General features: G+C 45.2%; 11 protein-coding genes. 2 read left to right on the forward strand and 9 right to left on the reverse strand.

Annotated elements, in window-relative coordinates; genetic code table 11:
- Positions 1–244 precede the first annotated feature (244 nt).
- Both ICN39_RS00265 and ICN39_RS00270 read right to left on the reverse strand, forming a co-directional pair.
- Positions 245–1126, reverse strand: a complete 882-nt coding sequence (locus ICN39_RS00265) for a nucleotidyl transferase AbiEii/AbiGii toxin family protein (RefSeq protein ID WP_216232192.1) — start codon at positions 1124–1126, stop codon at positions 245–247.
- Positions 1101–2111, reverse strand: a complete 1011-nt coding sequence (locus tag ICN39_RS00270) for a type IV toxin-antitoxin system AbiEi family antitoxin (RefSeq protein WP_216154293.1) — start codon at positions 2109–2111, stop codon at positions 1101–1103. The genes ICN39_RS00265 and ICN39_RS00270 overlap by 26 nt, the downstream gene beginning before the upstream one ends.
- A 179-nt stretch (positions 2112–2290) precedes the next feature.
- Between ICN39_RS00270 and ICN39_RS00275 the strand changes: the two genes are divergently transcribed.
- The gene (locus ICN39_RS00275) at positions 2291–5332 is read left to right on the forward strand and encodes a hypothetical protein (protein ID WP_216232193.1); all 3042 of its coding nucleotides are present in this window, start codon (positions 2291–2293) and stop codon (positions 5330–5332) included.
- Positions 5333–8995: a hypothetical protein gene (locus ICN39_RS00280; RefSeq protein ID WP_216232194.1), complete on the forward strand. Its 3663-nt coding sequence runs from the start codon at positions 5333–5335 to the stop codon at positions 8993–8995.
- A 182-nt stretch (positions 8996–9177) separates the two neighbouring features.
- Here the strand turns inward: ICN39_RS00280 and ICN39_RS00285 are convergent, their stop codons facing one another.
- From ICN39_RS00285 to ICN39_RS00315, 7 genes are all read right to left on the reverse strand, one after another.
- A complete protein-coding gene (locus ICN39_RS00285; protein ID WP_216232195.1) occupies positions 9178–10086 on the reverse strand; it encodes a hypothetical protein in 909 nt (302 codons plus the stop codon).
- An 8-nt stretch (positions 10087–10094) separates the two neighbouring features.
- Complete coding sequence (locus tag ICN39_RS00290; protein WP_216232196.1) at positions 10095–10376, reverse strand: hypothetical protein; 282 nt, start codon at positions 10374–10376, stop codon at positions 10095–10097.
- A 155-nt stretch (positions 10377–10531) separates the two neighbouring features.
- Positions 10532–11086: a DUF6036 family nucleotidyltransferase gene (locus ICN39_RS00295; protein ID WP_216232197.1), complete on the reverse strand. Its 555-nt coding sequence runs from the start codon at positions 11084–11086 to the stop codon at positions 10532–10534.
- Positions 11083–11784: a helix-turn-helix transcriptional regulator gene (locus ICN39_RS00300; RefSeq protein WP_216232198.1), complete on the reverse strand. Its 702-nt coding sequence runs from the start codon at positions 11782–11784 to the stop codon at positions 11083–11085. The genes ICN39_RS00295 and ICN39_RS00300 overlap by 4 nt, the downstream gene beginning before the upstream one ends.
- Before the next feature lie 120 nt (positions 11785–11904).
- On the reverse strand, positions 11905–13326 hold the full coding sequence (locus ICN39_RS00305) for a hypothetical protein (RefSeq protein WP_216232199.1): 1422 nt from the start codon (positions 13324–13326) through the stop codon (positions 11905–11907).
- 378 nt (positions 13327–13704) lie between these two features.
- Positions 13705–15297 carry a tyrosine-type recombinase/integrase gene (locus ICN39_RS00310; protein WP_216232200.1) on the reverse strand — a complete coding sequence of 531 codons (1593 nt, stop codon included), beginning with the start codon at positions 15295–15297 and terminating at the stop codon, positions 13705–13707.
- The gene (locus tag ICN39_RS00315; protein ID WP_216232201.1) at positions 15290–15526 is read right to left on the reverse strand and encodes a hypothetical protein; all 237 of its coding nucleotides are present in this window, start codon (positions 15524–15526) and stop codon (positions 15290–15292) included. Before ICN39_RS00315 ends, ICN39_RS00310 begins: the two co-directional genes overlap by 8 nt.
- Positions 15527–15666: the final 140 nt, after the last annotated feature.

Below are 15666 nucleotides of genomic sequence, written 5' to 3' on the forward strand. Positions count from 1 at the left end.
TAAAACGTCTTAAGCCCATATAGATAAAGGCTTTATAGTTAAAAAACTTGTTTTAATAGAGACTAAAAACAACGTTTAATAGCGGTTAATTTTTCAAGTAGATATTTCTCGAATAATTCGCAAAATAGGCTTGTTAGACCCCTAGCCTCAATGCTCAACAACCTTATTTTACGTTAAACGGCGTTCGTAAATATTTTATCAACCCCTGCTATTAAGGCGGTTATCAGTGCGGAGCTATTGTTTATCACTTCGAGCTAAAGCCTTTATAAAAGAGATCAAGATAAGCATGAACCTTCAGCACAGAATCCTCATCGCCGATGGAGAGGCTACTGCTGGTTAGTTGGTCGGTCAGTCGTCGTCTTAGTGTGGAGTCTGAAAATATAGCATCGATACCCTGCTTGGTTGAGTCTAAGCAAATCTTGGCAACATCTTTTCCCAACATCTGAATACCTGCCAACTCTGGGTCATATTCCAATGATTCTAGTAGCGCCATTTCCTCCGTATAAATGCGATCCTCATTTCCGGCGTCGTGATGGCTTTTGGCGATAAGAAGAAAGTCGACGGCATCTTTACCTTGGTTTTCTTGGCCCCGGTCTTGCCAGGCAATTAGCTTGAGTGCGGCCATGCCCGCTAGCGATGCAACCCGTATAGAGAAATTCTCAGCAATCTTTAGCAAAATAGCTGATCTTAGGGCCTCAGAAAATCCAGAGACGTTCATAACCACATTCATTTCGGGTGGCCATTCAATCGTTGAATCTAAATTTTCAACTCCGCCAAATGGAATGAGATCAAGTGGTGTGGAGTATTGGTCCTGCGGTCTTTTAAAGTGCATTTTCTGTGGTGCCTTACCCTGGGTAAAGCAGCCCATGGAAATCAAGCTTGATTTAAGTTTGTCAAACTTAGCCCAGTCTTCTAAGCAGATGCCCAGATCAAGATCATAGGTGGCCTGTCCGGTTCGCTTGTTAAATACATGCCCCAAGATAAGATCCCTTGCCTGGGCTCCAGCTAAAAAATAGTCAATATTTAAAGACCGTGCCACGTCATCAAAAATTCGTAAGATGGCCAAATGCTCCGCTTTTAAAGGGCGGTCAGGGCTAATTTCAAGCTTGAGTGAGATATCGGTCATAAATTAGTCTAGCTGTTTCAATATTGCGTGGATTGGTGGTGGCCAATAAATCTGCATATACCAGTAGCGCCGGCACAACTCCGTTCATTTGCAGTTCTGTATCTACTGCCCAAAAGGCTTCCAAAATTTCAATATCGCCGTTAACGTCAGGGCGCAGCCGATTTTCTACAATGAGTCGATCTAGGTTTTTACGGGCATAAATGGTGATCTTTGCAGGCTTGAGATAGCCGGTGAGCTTTTCTGCCGCGACTTCCCCGCCCCAATAGGCGTCGTACTGCTCAATATTGACATCTCGATACCAATCTTCTTTGGCAGCAGTAAAGCGACGTGCATTTAGTTTTGGTCGTAATTTAATGGGGTAGTGAGCCACCCATTCCTCTTCTAGTCGTTTCTTATCAAGAATTCGCCGTGGACCTAAGTCAGTAGGAGTGAGAAAACCGCGGTTTTCTAAATTCGTTAATACGGGGCCTACAGTTCCAAGAGCTACTTTGGCAAAAGTGGCTATTTCGCGATAAGTTTGGGGGGTGATGATTTTTTGATTAAGTAATGCAAAGACAATTTTTAACCCGCCGGTTGTTAAGGCTGTGAATTCTGGCTTTTCATGAGTGCGCTCTGGACGAGCTTGACCAACAACATATACAAATAGCCCCGGAGTCTTAATATAAGCATTTCCAGCTTCATCAATGAAGGGCAAATCTAGCTCGCGACACTGGGTTGCAATTTCTTTGGTGATATAGGGAGCTACAAGCAAAACGGGCTTTGTGCGAGTTCCTAGCTCTCTGATATGCGTAAGCGTTTTGAAGCGATCGATTACCCCCTTAATTTCCGCCTCAAAATGAACGGGGTGATCAGGGGTTTGAATAGTTAACAAGGCATCTGCTGGCCCTCCTTCCCAAACATGGTGGATCTGTAGGCCAGTAGTTCTCTGAAAAGCATCAATTGCTTTAGCGAGAATGAGCTGTTCTTTAGTTTCTAGGTTCATCATTTTGTACGTAAAATTTAAATGTTCACGTTACGTGAACGATATGCTTAATTGAACGCACCCCACTTGTGTTCAACATATTTTATTGTACACGTTACGTGAACAATAGTCAATACTGAACAAACAAGATTCGGTCATATTGCTTGATTTGCAAACCGTCCTCTTTCGGTTTAAATGGTGGAATGGGGAAATCAGGAAAAAGCAAAAGATCTGTTATTCGGATTTATGAAGAGAGCCCTGAGATTGAATTATTGCGAGAGCAATTCCCACCCCGCGCAAATTTACAAGCTGACGAAGTCGACCGACTATCTCGAGAGGACCTTAATCAATTTCTCTGGTTAGTTAGGCCAGAGCCTAAATTTCGGGCATTAGCACCAGCAATCGGTCGCCTTGCAGCCGTGTGTAAGGAAATGCAAAAACCTGAAACTGGAGGCCCAAAGATAGATTGGGCGCTTCTCTTGCGCGTGGCTAATGAGATTTACCGATTGGGTATTTGGGCCCACAAGGTAAATCCATCTCTTTTTGAAAATATGGGGGAATCAGATGATGCCGTTTCGGGCAGCCTCGAGGACGCTAGCGGTAAACCTCCCGTCAATCCCATTTTGCATCACGGATCTTCAGCATTTCCAATTTACTCAATATTAAGTAACGATATTTGGCTCAAGGGCGTTATCGATGCTGCGGACAGGCAAGACGACCCCAGGATGGTTGCCATGCGTCGATTGGCCGGATTTGCCATTATGCGAAATTTGGAGCTGCTCGACATTACTAGGCAAATGCAAACAATTGAGGGTGAAGAGGAATCTGCCTTAAAGAAGATTACTGCAGTGCAGCAAAAGTTTACAGATCCTGTGTTGTTCCAGTGCGTGGATGTTGAAAAAGATCGATATCACTTTTACTTTGTGGGGGTTGAGCAAGCGATTCGGGAGTGGTCGCGGGATTGGGAGGGTGTTGATGAGGCAAATCAGTTGTTCCAATGGGCGCAATTGCCTTACCCCAAATTTAAAGAGCAGTGTCTTGACGAGTATTTGCATTTACAAGGCGCTCCCGGTAAAGAAAAAGTCACATTAACTAAATCACAAGCAAAGTTCAAATCGGTTTGTAGGGCATTTTCTAGTAGCGTTCGCAAATCAAAAATGAGCACATCGAAGTCCGGCTCTGGAGAGCGCTCAAGGGAAAAAGAAAATCCCGGTATTCAGTACCACGGCCTATATCGAGATATTTGGCTTAGTGAGGGCGATCTTCGGGGTAACGAGTTTGAGATTATTCCCATTGATGACGCCACCATCACCGATGAATACATCGAAACACTAATAGAGCCTGGCGACGATGTTGGCGAAGAAATCGAAGATGATCGATCCGATGCGCCCCAGTTAAGGTGGGTTGCCCCGCAGGTGGGAAAGAGTCGGTTAGAGCTTGAAAGAGATTCTAGTTATACGCAACGGTTTATAGCTAAGCTTAACCAGCGATTGTATTGGGGCACCAATGTCGCTTCCTGGAAAGAAATGGAGCTGTTCAAAAACTATTTGGACAGTCTTGAGCGTGTGCTCAAGGGCGGCAATAAAGACGTATCAGAGCGAGCCACCCAATTGAGCGCAATTATGACGCTGCGCCTAATGTATGTCTTGGGGGTCGATATTCACACGGCATTGAGCGCGCAAATCATCTTGCGAGAGCGCGAGACTTGGCGCAGCGCCTATTCAAATTTTGAAGTTGGGGATGAGTTGCCTAAAGGTGATAAACCCAAATTGGGTAGCCAAACCTTGCACCTAGTAAAAGCCAATGCAATGCCCGTGAATCAGCCTCCAAGCTATATTTATTTGTGGAGATTATCGGTTCCCAATTACGCTTGGTCTGAACTGGTCAATGTGCAGGCAGAGGAGTATGCGCCACACCTAGGGGCGATTGTTTTTCGAGACCTGTCGGGGGTGGCTAGCCAGATAGTGGCAGCCAATTCCCAAATATCAGAAACGCCCTCTCCCATATTTGCTCCCAGTGCACGACTGGAAATTGAAAAAAATTGTGAAAGCTTGCTTGCTCAATTTAATCGCGAGATGGATTTATATAAGGCCAAGCGCCCGTTGACCTTGCTGAAGATCAGGGAGTGGAGCAAGCACCAAATGGTTGCGCAGAAATACGATCCAAAACTTCTAGATGTTTTAGATCCCCATACTCCAAGGGCTTTTAGGTCGGATTCACATTACTACACCCATAATTATTTTAAAGAAACAAGGCAACTAGGTTCTATTGATAAGTACTTAGAGGCCAGCATGGATGTGGGTGATATTCATGGGGCAGCAGCTTCGCAAGCAAGCAAAACAAGTATTTCTGACCTCTTCTCACAAAGAACGAAGCTACTCGGCGGCGATGTTGCAAAAGCACCCTTTAGGGGTATGAGGCCGAGCGTGGTGGGCGCAACGGGATTGGTTGCAATTGATGAGAATGAGAATCCAAAAGCCTTGATTGAGCAGATACAAGAATTAAAAAAGCAGATTGATATTCCGCGCTTGGCAAACGGAAGGGCTCAAGACTACAAGCAATTTTGTGATGCCTTTAATCAACTCACCCTTTATTGCGCGGTTTGGTTTGCATGTGAAACTTCACAGCGTCCGCACCATCTTCCTTATGTAGACATTGCCTCAGTCGATCCATTCTTGGGTCTTACTCGTATCGGCGATAAAACCAATCGCGCCGGTGATCGGCTACGAGTCATTTGGTTAAGCCCGTTATTGCAAAAGCAAATGTGGGTATATGAACAACTGCGTCGCAAGTTGCTTAAAAAATTGCTCCCCGATGTCACGCAGCATGCTTTGTATGGGGAGCTAATCTGGCTTGAGGAGGTGCCCGTCTCAAAAAAACAAAAGAGCAATAAAAAAGGGGATGCCCTTAGCATGGCCGCATTGCCATTGGCCATTGAGAAATGGAGTAAGACCAAAATGCGGCGGCACTTTAGAGGCTATATTGAAAGCTCGATTGTTGCTCAGCCCAATTTTCACCGTAAGCTCATGCCCGCCTTATTAAAAAATTGGGGGATGAGTCAGACGGATATCAGCACTTGGCTTGGTCATTGGCAAACGGGTACAGCGCCCTTTCATCAGTTTAGTTCTCATAGCTATTTAGAGTACATCGAGCGGATCGAAAACCCCATTCAAAAAACTATCAAGGGTTTGGGTTTTGAGCTTGTCACGTTGGCCATGCCAGCTTGGCCAAAGGAACAAAAGTAAGTGAGCGCCAAGCCAACTACCGCCAAAGAAGTGCAAAAGGCGCATGAGGTGATGTGCGCCCAATTAAGGGCCCATCTGCGCGCGTTACCAACCAACCCGCATTTACTTGCAATCATTACGCAGATTGCTCGTCCCCACCAAGATGCCAATCAAATCCTAAACACTTCTCCTGAGCAGATTGGCGCAATGATTTGTTCCAAGATTCGAGAATGTATTGAAAAAGAATACTTGGCTAGGGGCGAGCTCTCTCAGATTGGTTGCGCTCTATTGGGCATTTCTCGGCAAGCTCTGGGCGCCTCTTTGCAAAAAGCGTTACAAGGCCACTTCCTGCCAGATGAGCGGTTGCGTAACGTGGACACGTTGCGCCTGGAAAATCCTGCCCACTATATGCCGGGCGTGCAGACGCTTTTCAAAGCGCTGTTTAGTTTGTCCGATGGTTTTCTAAGTTGGAAAAAATGGTTATTTGATGTGGTTGATGCAGATCTCTGCGCCCAGCAAAAACTCGAGTGGCCTGGGCTGGGAACTATTGAAGTCGTTTTGCCAGAGCCCAATCCTTATCGACACTTTGATTACAAAAAAGCGGGGGAGGGTTTACCTGCCGGGGTGAAAAAAGAAAGGTTGGAGAAAGAAGCGCAGCAGGCGTTGGCACTTCGCCTCATCATTGCGGCCTTTACCAATCAGCGTTTTGGAAAATTTGATTGGGAGGCATTACAGCCAAAAGCACAGTTTGGTGGTTATCTATTTAGCGCCATCGTTTTTTCTGGGGTGCAAGATTTGGGGAGGCTCAAGCAAATTGCAGATCTTAGTCTGGCTAAGGAGGAGTTAGACGCGCCCTATTCCAGTCTACTGTTGCCACGCAATCAAAAGCTCCGAATGGATGCTGCCTATGTCGCGCTTGAAAAGGCTCGCAAGGAAAGTAAGAACAAAGCACCTAGACATACAAAAGAGTATGGGCCCGATCTCTCACGCTGGATTGCCGATCCACTGACCGCTGCCCTGCATTCTCACTATCGGGAAAATTGGATCTTTACTGATCGAGGACCTAAGTTTGCAAGTGAGTGCTTGAAGGCATTTATGGGAGCGGTAAAAGGCGAGTTGCGCATTCAAAAAACAGCTAATGAAATGGGGATGGATGAAGAGGCTTTGTTTGAAGCAATTGATTTACTCTCCACACGTAAGGCATTGATGTATGCCACGCAATCTTGGCAAGAAGATACCTTGCCTACATTTATTGCGCGCTATTTGGCGGGAAGAATTTCTACCAAAGATCTGCAGATTGAAAACTTGCTTCAACTAGGCATGTCAGATGCGAAGATGCCAACAGCCAAAATCGCAAAAGAAAATCTTGATGATGCTTGGTCTGATAGTGAAGATGAGATCGAGGTTCGGGAAGGCGAAGCCGAAAGCCAGGCGCCCTCTCCAGTGGCAATGCAGTGGATTGAGCAAATCCTTGAGGCTATCTCGCACTTGAGTTACGAAGTCCCGGCAACCCAAGAGCGATGCTTGGGCGCGATTGAGGAAATAGAAAAGCGCTATCAACTGTCCGAGCAAAGATTGACTCGCAGCTTATTGAAGTGGGTGCGTCATTTAATTGTGCAAGACTGGGCATCTAAAGGCCTCACCTCAGAAATGCTCACGAGCTATCTCCAGTTAATGTTACCGCTGGCCATGGCTGATTGGGATTTAGATGAAGGCTTAGAGGAATTTACATCTGAAGATTGGGGTGAGGAATTCGTAGAGCTTTACGTTCAATTAACAACACCAAAAGATCAAAAAATCTTTAAAGCAGCTTGGGAAAGTTTGCGAAAAAGTCAGTTAACCGAAGCAGAAAAAGGCTTAAGACCTGAATCACAAGTTGATGTTGGTTATTTAACGGAGCTTGAATTTCGCTGGACTCAGATTGACCTTTACACAGTTGCTTGTCGTAAGTTACCGACTGAATATAAGAACGCCTGCCTGATCATTTTCACGCTTGGCTATCGCTTGGGCTTACGAAGATCTGAGGTGCTTAAGCTTGCCACTAGCCATGTGCATATCAAAACAGGCTGGCCCACTGAAATTTCCGTACAGTGGTGGAAGCATCGCCGCTTAAAGACAGCCTCTTCAGTGCGCATACTGCCTGTCGAGGCTCTGCTTGATCCCAGAGAATTGAACTGGTTAAAGTTGTGGGCTGCTGCTCGTGAGCAAGGCGCTTTATGTGTTGATGAGCTGATCAAAATTGAAGCGCCTGAACACAAAGCGAGCCCTTTAGGTGGACAAACCAAGGTACCTGAACCTGGGCTGTATACGGCAGACGAGTTGGAATTCTTATTCCCGGTGCCAATGAGCGCTAAAGCGCGCGAGGAGCATTCCCTAGAAATAACGAGCAACACCGAGCGCGACAAAATCATTGACTATATTCATGAGTCGATGAGGCGGGTCACAAAAAATCGCTATATCCGCTTTCATCATCTGCGGCACTCAGCGGCGATGAATACCTTAATGCTTTTATGCGCGCCGCGATTGCCTAATTCTGAGCGCTTCATACTTGATCACCTTTATGGCAATACGGAAATCCAGGCGCGCATTGCGAGGGATCATGCAGCTGTTGGAATGGCCGATGGAAGTAATCCCATTTTGCAGATTAGAAATCTCAAGCGTCGCATGGGATATGCCCGTTATTTTTTACTCAATGATTCACGGGCAAGTCCATCTGAACTTTATGTCGTATCTACTTTGCTTGGGCACTCTTCGCCTGCAACTACTCTATATAGCTACATCCACGTGATTGATGTATTGACCGGCGCTTTTTTGCATGAACGTTTGTTGCGCTTAAACCCGGGGCTACTAAATGCACTCTATCCTGGCACCAAACGTAATTTAGACATCAGACGTAAGCGGTGCAAAACGCCATTTGATGACCCAAAGGCTGGGCTAGATAAAGTTCCGGTGTTACTTAATGAGGTGATGAGTCCAGGGCCAAAGATTCAGAAGCAGGATTCAAAGCATTTAAACCTTGTGCAGATATTGAATCCTCAAGCTGGACGAGGCATGGAATGGGCTTGCGATAGTTTTGAGAGACTTCTCGGCTCACAAGAAAAGCAGTTTGCTAAAACGGCGGCGCTACTTGACATTCCGAAAGAGCTTGCTCGCCAGTGGATTGGCAATGCCACACAGTTCACCAATAAAGCCGATCTATATTCATCAGATAGAAAGTATCTTTACGAAAATTTACCCGATACCTTGCCCAAGGCTTTTATTGTCAAAAAGCCGCGTATGCGAGGAGGGATCAAGAAGGCTGATCAATGGCTTACAAAAGCAATTGCGTATTTTGAAATGCATCCTGACGATATCTTCTTATTACTTGATTACGCCAGAGAGCGGATTCGGGCTAGAGCCGAGACGATTAAATTTACTCAGAAAGAATTGGGTACGGGGCAACACAAAAGAAAGGGTGCGGTAATTTCAAACCCAATCAACCAAATTTATATGAGATTTCTTGATGCTTTGGAAATTAAATATGCACCGACTGGTAAGAATAGCCTGGAATTGAGGTGTGAGGGAAAGGCGGCGGATGATTTGCCATTTGCTTTCAGGCAGACGATGATTTTGTTGGGGATGTTGTTATATTTTCAGGCAGCCGTTAACCCTATTTTAGTCATTCAAGATCAAATACGTGGATAGGCCTGACCGGTCGAGATTGGCCGCTAAGAGGACATCGATAGCTCAAGAAATTAAAAATATATGCAGAGGACTAAAACAGTTCTGCATATTAGGTCTTAGCTGGTTGTGACCTACCGCCCTACAAGCACCGAATCTATTGGCTCCCAGCGGTTTCGAATATTTCCCGAATGGTATCGACAGTATTACTTTGGAAGACCAACTGTTGCTTCAATTCGAGCTTTAAGTTTTTGTTTTAAATCCGCTAGATTGTTTGGCTCCCAAACAAGAAAGTTGTATTGACGATTATCAAAATGTATTTTTTTAAGATCTTTTTTTCTAACCATCCAAATTACTGGAATGTTTAGTCCAAGAGCATAGCCAGCTTCAAAATAAACTCCGCCCCGATTGCCGCTAAAGTCTGCAAGTATAAATCTGCTCTTTTTGATTGCGGTAATAATTTCATCATCGATTTTATTGTTGTGTTGGCGCTCATCAATTCGAATGGGATCGTAGCCAAGTTCGGATATGGCTGGCGATATTGATTTAGCCCAGAGAGGCTTGACTGAATCATCAAACCACATAGCGCAGAAAGCCTTTTTGCTATCCGAATTTATTCGACTTAATTCATGTATGTGATCCCAGCCGGCTGGGGAGATAACGAACGGTTGACCACCATGCTGTGGGTTGGAAATGTAGTGTTTATAGTCCTTTAAATACCTACTGAAAATATAGCTTGCTTCATCTTTGTCAATTGCATAGCAACAAGAGAGCTCTTGACCACAAGCCTGAAAAGCCAACTCTTGATTTGGTTTCGGGAATTTTTTTGTAAGGTATAGCAATAACAAGTCTGACTTTTCGCCAACGCTAGGATTATTTTTTGATGCAATTTGACTCCAGCAGGCTTCGTCCAAAATAATTCCAGGATTGTTATAAACCCAGCCACTTGCCTTGGCAATTTCTTCGGGCGTGGGATTTTCAGGTGAAGAATGTAGGAACGAGGCGTCTGCTTTATATTCTCCACACCTGAAACAATTAACTTTAAGAATTAGCCTCGGGGCATTTTCTATCTCTTCTTCGCTGGCGCTTAGATTCAAGCAAACTGGACATTTCATACTTAAGCCTAGGAGCAGTTCTGAGTAGTTAAATTTTGAATGATTAAATTAATCACAACAAGAATGGCTGTAATCACCGCCCAAAATGCGGCAATTTTATTTAATTTAGTTTGATCGCGAATCGTTCCAACGACTTCCCATGGTGGTTCTGTTCCATCTCCATTGCAGATTATTTCTACATCCCTTTCCCCGCCAGTTCCTGGGCCTACAAGCACTTTGGAGCTTTTGTACCAATAGAACCCAGAGATTAAGGTGGTGATGGCTATCAATACATCAAATAATAGTTTCATAAGGCCCCGTGTGTTTCGTTGATCTTCCCACTTTTAGCGGGATTCATCAATCCAGCCCGATTCCATCAAGCCTCGATAGATAGAGGATAGTTAATTGCATGCTCTATTTAGATCAATATTCTTAACGGTGATAGATGTAATGATTCACTTTAGTCCTACGAAATATCGTTACCCGCATCTCTTAATACTTTGGCCCAGCGTCCAATCGTTGCGCGTAGTGTTCGCTGCACACCATCATCGAGCGGCATAGTCGGCACCAACTCTAAGGCTTGTGCGGGCGTAAGGTAGGCGTACTCCAGTAGCGCCATACAAAACTCTCGATCTTTGTCTCGCCCTGCAGCAGCCTTTGCAAGAAAGAGATCAAGTACATCAAGGCAGTACCCCACTCGACCATTGGTATTGTTGTTTTGCACACGATGGACACGCGTCATCCAGTCTTTTGGCAATATTGCGGTATCTGGTCCCACGCCTTGAGCATAGTAGCCATAAGTCTCGTGGAATTGTGAACCTTCACCAATTGCGCCATCAATCTGATCTGCTAAATCAGGAGCCTGTCGTGGATAGATATCCGCCTCCATGGAGACTGTGAAGACCTTTTCTGGATTGGGTACTTGGCCTAGCATTGACTGGCTGCCGATGATCACAAATTCATATTGATTGGTGACATCCGCACTGGCGCGAATGATGTGCTCTAGCTCTTCTCGTGTCATGGCGCATCCCTAAAGTCTTCATCACCCTGGGCGGCAGTCAAAGAGCTGCCGAACACCACCCCTTTTTTGAGCGCGCTCACATCCTTCAAAATACGTAGACGCACTTCATCTGGAAGGATGGTCACCAGTGGTGAAGTTTGTCTGAGTTGCTGGGCATGTCTCGTGCGACCAAGCACTTTGCGCCAAGAGCCTGTACTTAATATAAGTTGCCACTCACGCCATAGGACAGCTGAGCGAGAATCACCAGTAGCAAGCCAACGCTCTAGGGTGCCTTGAGCTTGTAGTAGCAATGCAGGATCAGTCTTTACTAACTGAACAGCTTGTTCATGCAAAGCAAGGCTTTGTAGATCTTGAAGTCGGTGCCCGGCGTTATCTGGCAAAACGCGTACTTGTACGTTAGGGGCAATGCGCCTAGACCTTGCTCCTGCTGATCCGGCGGGAGCGACTTGCATCGTATCGCCCGCCAAAAGTGCTAACTCTCCGCTAACGCCAAGAACGGACATCACTCGTAGGTAAGCGCCGATTGAAGGAGATGGATCGCCTGCTTCAATCGACCGTAGAGTATTGCGAGTAAGTTTTGCACGCGCAGATACTTCGACCGTACCAAGCCCCTGCGCCTTACGTAAGCGCTTAATGCGATCACCCAGTTGCAATAGCAACTGGCGCTCTAGGATGGGGCTAAGTTCAGAAGTAGTCATTTGATCATTATTTTAATTATAAACCTATTATTTGGTCAATATATTGACCAAATAATCACAAAAAGAACTCAAAGATTTACCCCCCAATTATTAAATAGTCTTTCCGGCCCCTATCCAAGGTTAGCGAAGTGAACTTCGTGTCTTGGCATCATGTGTAGGCAGCCCCACGGTCTTGCGGACAAGTTCAAAAACCCCCTTACCAAGTCGGTCCGGATGCTTAGGAATTCGCTGTAAGTTGGGGTTTGAATCTCGCTTAGCTATAAAGTCCGAAAAATAGAAGCATTTTTCAAATAGGAGTATTTCTATAGCTTCTGAAATGGTTTTAACTTTTGGAATGCGTGCTGCGAGCATATCGCGCAATTTAATCCAGTCTGGGCGATTTCTTAATTGCGAGTAAAGCCTTGTTATTGCCTTTAATTTGCTCGCATTTTCTAGTCCTAATTTCTTAAGATAGGTTACGGCAGTTGCTGTATCGAGCGAACCAACCTCGGCTATGAGCTTGTTATTAGATTCAACTTTATCTTTATTGGCTTGTTGCTCTTCGTGACTAACATTTCCTAGAAAATCGCCCCAATTAGTCCACTCAGGATATCCGCCACTGGGGGCTGCTGGAGATTTTCTGATAAAACCCCACTCGCCACCCTTCTTTGGATGCTTCTCAAATTCTGTTTTTGATTGGAAGTTATAAGAGCGTACAAATTGCTTTGCAGTCTCCCAAGCCCAAAAATCATCAATTTTTCTGTTATTAATAAACTCAAACCAAGGCACGCCATAGCTTTGCAATATTGAATAAGGCGTATCTATTGGGAAAAGACCTTTTTGGTGTGCATGTTCATATTGAGATCTTTCGATAATTCCCAGTCGAAGGCAATCTGCCTTGACATCTTCAATCGACCTTAGTTCCTTGCTGGAGGCAATTGATCTTCTGTCATTTAGTTGATCAAGCTTTACTCGTACTTGTTTGCCAAGCCCTTTAATGTGGATCAGTTTGTATAGATCTTGCGCGACATCTAAAAATTGCGATAGAGAATTGATGTTATTGGCCTGGGCATAGTCAATAAAATCTTCCAAGCCCCATTTAAGCCCGAGCTGATGCTGACTATATTCAATTGGAAAATTTGCGGGATCGCATAACTCAAGGCCAAGATTGATAAATTCTTGCTGGATATGACTTAAATACCTCTTATAGCCATGTTGGCGATAAATTTCAGCTTCAATAGCTATGAGTGGTAAGCCCTCCTTTTTATAGTAAAGCTCCTTTTTTTGGCGCTTTATGAGGTAGCCCTCACTCCAGTCCGGTAGTCTGGTTCGAAGCTTGACCCCATCTTTAGAGCACATAAACACTTCAATATTTGCCACCATGGGCAATTGAAAATCACCCCTAGATGGTTTGCTTGTTTCTTTAAGTTTTAGCTTTGGATGGCTGATGTACTCAATTTTTGAGTAATGAAGCCAATTGGCAACAATGAGTTCCGAGCGACTGGCATATTTGCGACCATCAATGCCATAAAGTTGGTTGGACCATTTCCCAGAATCAACCATTAATTTTTCTATTTCAGGCCAAAGACCTAAGTTACGTGCAGCACTTTGAGCGGCACCATAACTATCGCGAAATTCTCCAGCAGACGTAAATTGTTCGCACAGATTTAGCCAGTCGGCTAATTTATAGGATTTCCAAATCTCTACTCCCCTGCGCCATCCTCGTGCATCGCTTAAGCACGTTCTGAGGGTTTTGCGTTGCCTAATTTCGTTATACAAAACTGAGTCTAGGTTTCGAAGGTGGCTCAAGTTTGAGGGGTTGTAATTGCAAACTAATTCAAATAAAAAGTCATCAGTTGCATTGCCATAAAGCTTGTATTTAGGTGTCATAGTTTTCTCAAGTGGGTTATTGATGGGTTGAAGTAAGGAGTTTGGCGAGCCTCATAAAAGGCCTCCCTTTGGGTGATCAGAGGATGGGATTGGGTCGGCTTTAGGGGGCACAGAAAGACCAGAATGTTTGGCAATTTCTAACCAAGGATTGGCGACCAGCGCAGCATCGGCACTTCGATTTACCCGAGTGTCGGGTAGCTGATTTGGCAAATTCGGAGGAGCAAAAGAGGGTAGTTCAGGCGGGTTTATTGCCTGAGGCTCGGGCAATTGTGGCTCTTGCTTAATTTCTTTAGTTACTCGGCTCTGAGTTTTCGGTAAATGATTAACTCGAATATTGCTGGGATTTATACATGAGTGTGCACTTACTTCATATACTAATTGGGGGTTAATAATGGGGTGTGGCTGGTCTTGCATCTGCGCCGCTATTAGCCTTTCAAAGGCACTTCCATCTTGCCGAGTTAAGTTTGGAATGAACCGTGAGTACACCCGAAAGAGCATCTCAGTAGTGGTGTGTCCCATCTGACGGGCAATCCATTCGGGCGCCTCGCCAGAAGCCAACATGAGGGTGGCATAGGTATGGCGAGTTTGATACGGCACTCGCTTTTTCAGGCCCAATAATCTCAATAGCGGATACCAAACTCGCTTAGAAATATTGCGATGAGAAATGGGCGTTCCCGCGCTGGTTGCAAAAACATAGACGCCCTGCCCGGTCACTTTGTGCTGAGCTAAGAGTGCATCAAAGACCATCTGGGACATTTGGATGTCGCGCTCGGATTCTCCCGTTTTGGGAGTTTCCTCATAGTCATTCACAATCGTCTCTTTTATGGAAATCGTGCGACGCTCAAAATCGACGTACTGCCATTTGAGGCCATCGATCTCACCAGTGCGAGTGCCGGTAAAGAAGCGAACAATGTAGTAATTCTTAAAGTCGGCCCGAACCGTGCGAAGAATGTCTTGGACTTCTTGCATCGTGAACGGCTGAACGTCAGTCTTGCCTACTCTTAGGGGTTTGATATTGATAAAGGCCGGGGCAAATTCATATCGGTCGGCAGCCTCTGTCAATATCATCCGCAATGGGGTCATGATGTGGTTAATACGTGAAGCGGAAAGGCTTTCCTTATTCTTAATTCCGGGCCTCTTTGCCAAAGAGGAGCGAAAAGCCAGAATGTCACCCTTTTTAATCTCGTTTACAGGCCTAAGGCCAAAATGAGGAATCAGAGAGTTATCTAAGACACCTCTAGTAGTGGTTCTATGGGAGCGCTTCCACCCTACTTCCATCTCTGAGTACCATTGATTTGCAAAGTCAGAAAATAGTGGGGTTTGACGCTGGGTTGACGGCGGGAGGTCGGGTGGCGTTCCAGCAATAGCTAAAGCCAAGTTGGCGGGAGCCTTATTAATAGCAGGGGCACTCATGGCCAGTCTTGCTTCTTCTACTTCTGCAATGCGTTTACTCATTGGAAAGAAGTGCTCATGGCGGTAGGAGCCATTGGCTATAGCTACTTTGATGTTGTCATCTAGCTTAGCCAGTAATTTGCGGTTAGTCTTGGAGTCAACTAATTCCGTTTGCTCCCTACAGCGAATCCCAAACACCCGGAAATCCAGAAAGAGACGCCCAGTTTCTTTTCTGATGCGAATGTTAGACATGAGCAACACCTCCTCTTGCCATTGGGATTTGACTTAAGGTCGAAGAGATCGCCTTGGTCATGTCATCCTCGATAACCTCCCAGATATAGAGAATCTTTCTTCCGCCAAAGGGGCGGAAATAGTGGCGACCCTCCAATAAGACAGAATCTTTGAGTTGATCCCGAATCGTGCGGGGGTCGTATTTGATGCGAGCTGATAGCTCTTCGGTGGTTAGATAGGTCTGCGCCATTGTTAACTCCATGTAGTAAAATCAATCAAAGTGGCGAAAAGTAATTCTTAATTAACTTTTGCCATCCTGAATGACATTATGCATGAGTAAATGACATTTAGCAAGCACTTTTTACATGCAATATTAAAAAAAGCTATTCA

This window comes from Polynucleobacter sp. AP-Reno-20A-A9, from assembly GCF_018882085.1.
In the GTDB taxonomy this organism is placed as follows: domain Bacteria; phylum Pseudomonadota; class Gammaproteobacteria; order Burkholderiales; family Burkholderiaceae; genus Polynucleobacter.

What these genes read in the sequence shown, in the direction of transcription:
- ICN39_RS00265 (WP_216232192.1), bottom strand. Translation starts at nt 1,126, where the DNA reads ATGACCGATATCTCACTCAAGCTTGAAATTAGCCCTGACCGCCCTTTA.
- ICN39_RS00270 (WP_216154293.1), bottom strand. Translation starts at nt 2,111, where the DNA reads ATGATGAACCTAGAAACTAAAGAACAGCTCATTCTCGCTAAAGCAATT.
- ICN39_RS00275 (WP_216232193.1), top strand. Translation starts at nt 2,291, where the DNA reads ATGGGGAAATCAGGAAAAAGCAAAAGATCTGTTATTCGGATTTATGAA.
- ICN39_RS00285 (WP_216232195.1), bottom strand. Translation starts at nt 10,086, where the DNA reads ATGAAATGTCCAGTTTGCTTGAATCTAAGCGCCAGCGAAGAAGAGATA.
- ICN39_RS00290 (WP_216232196.1), bottom strand. Translation starts at nt 10,376, where the DNA reads ATGAAACTATTATTTGATGTATTGATAGCCATCACCACCTTAATCTCT.
- ICN39_RS00295 (WP_216232197.1), bottom strand. Translation starts at nt 11,086, where the DNA reads ATGACACGAGAAGAGCTAGAGCACATCATTCGCGCCAGTGCGGATGTC.
- ICN39_RS00300 (WP_216232198.1), bottom strand. Translation starts at nt 11,784, where the DNA reads ATGACTACTTCTGAACTTAGCCCCATCCTAGAGCGCCAGTTGCTATTG.
- ICN39_RS00305 (WP_216232199.1), bottom strand. Translation starts at nt 13,326, where the DNA reads ATGGTTGATTCTGGGAAATGGTCCAACCAACTTTATGGCATTGATGGT.
- ICN39_RS00310 (WP_216232200.1), bottom strand. Translation starts at nt 15,297, where the DNA reads ATGTCTAACATTCGCATCAGAAAAGAAACTGGGCGTCTCTTTCTGGAT.
- ICN39_RS00315 (WP_216232201.1), bottom strand. Translation starts at nt 15,526, where the DNA reads ATGGCGCAGACCTATCTAACCACCGAAGAGCTATCAGCTCGCATCAAA.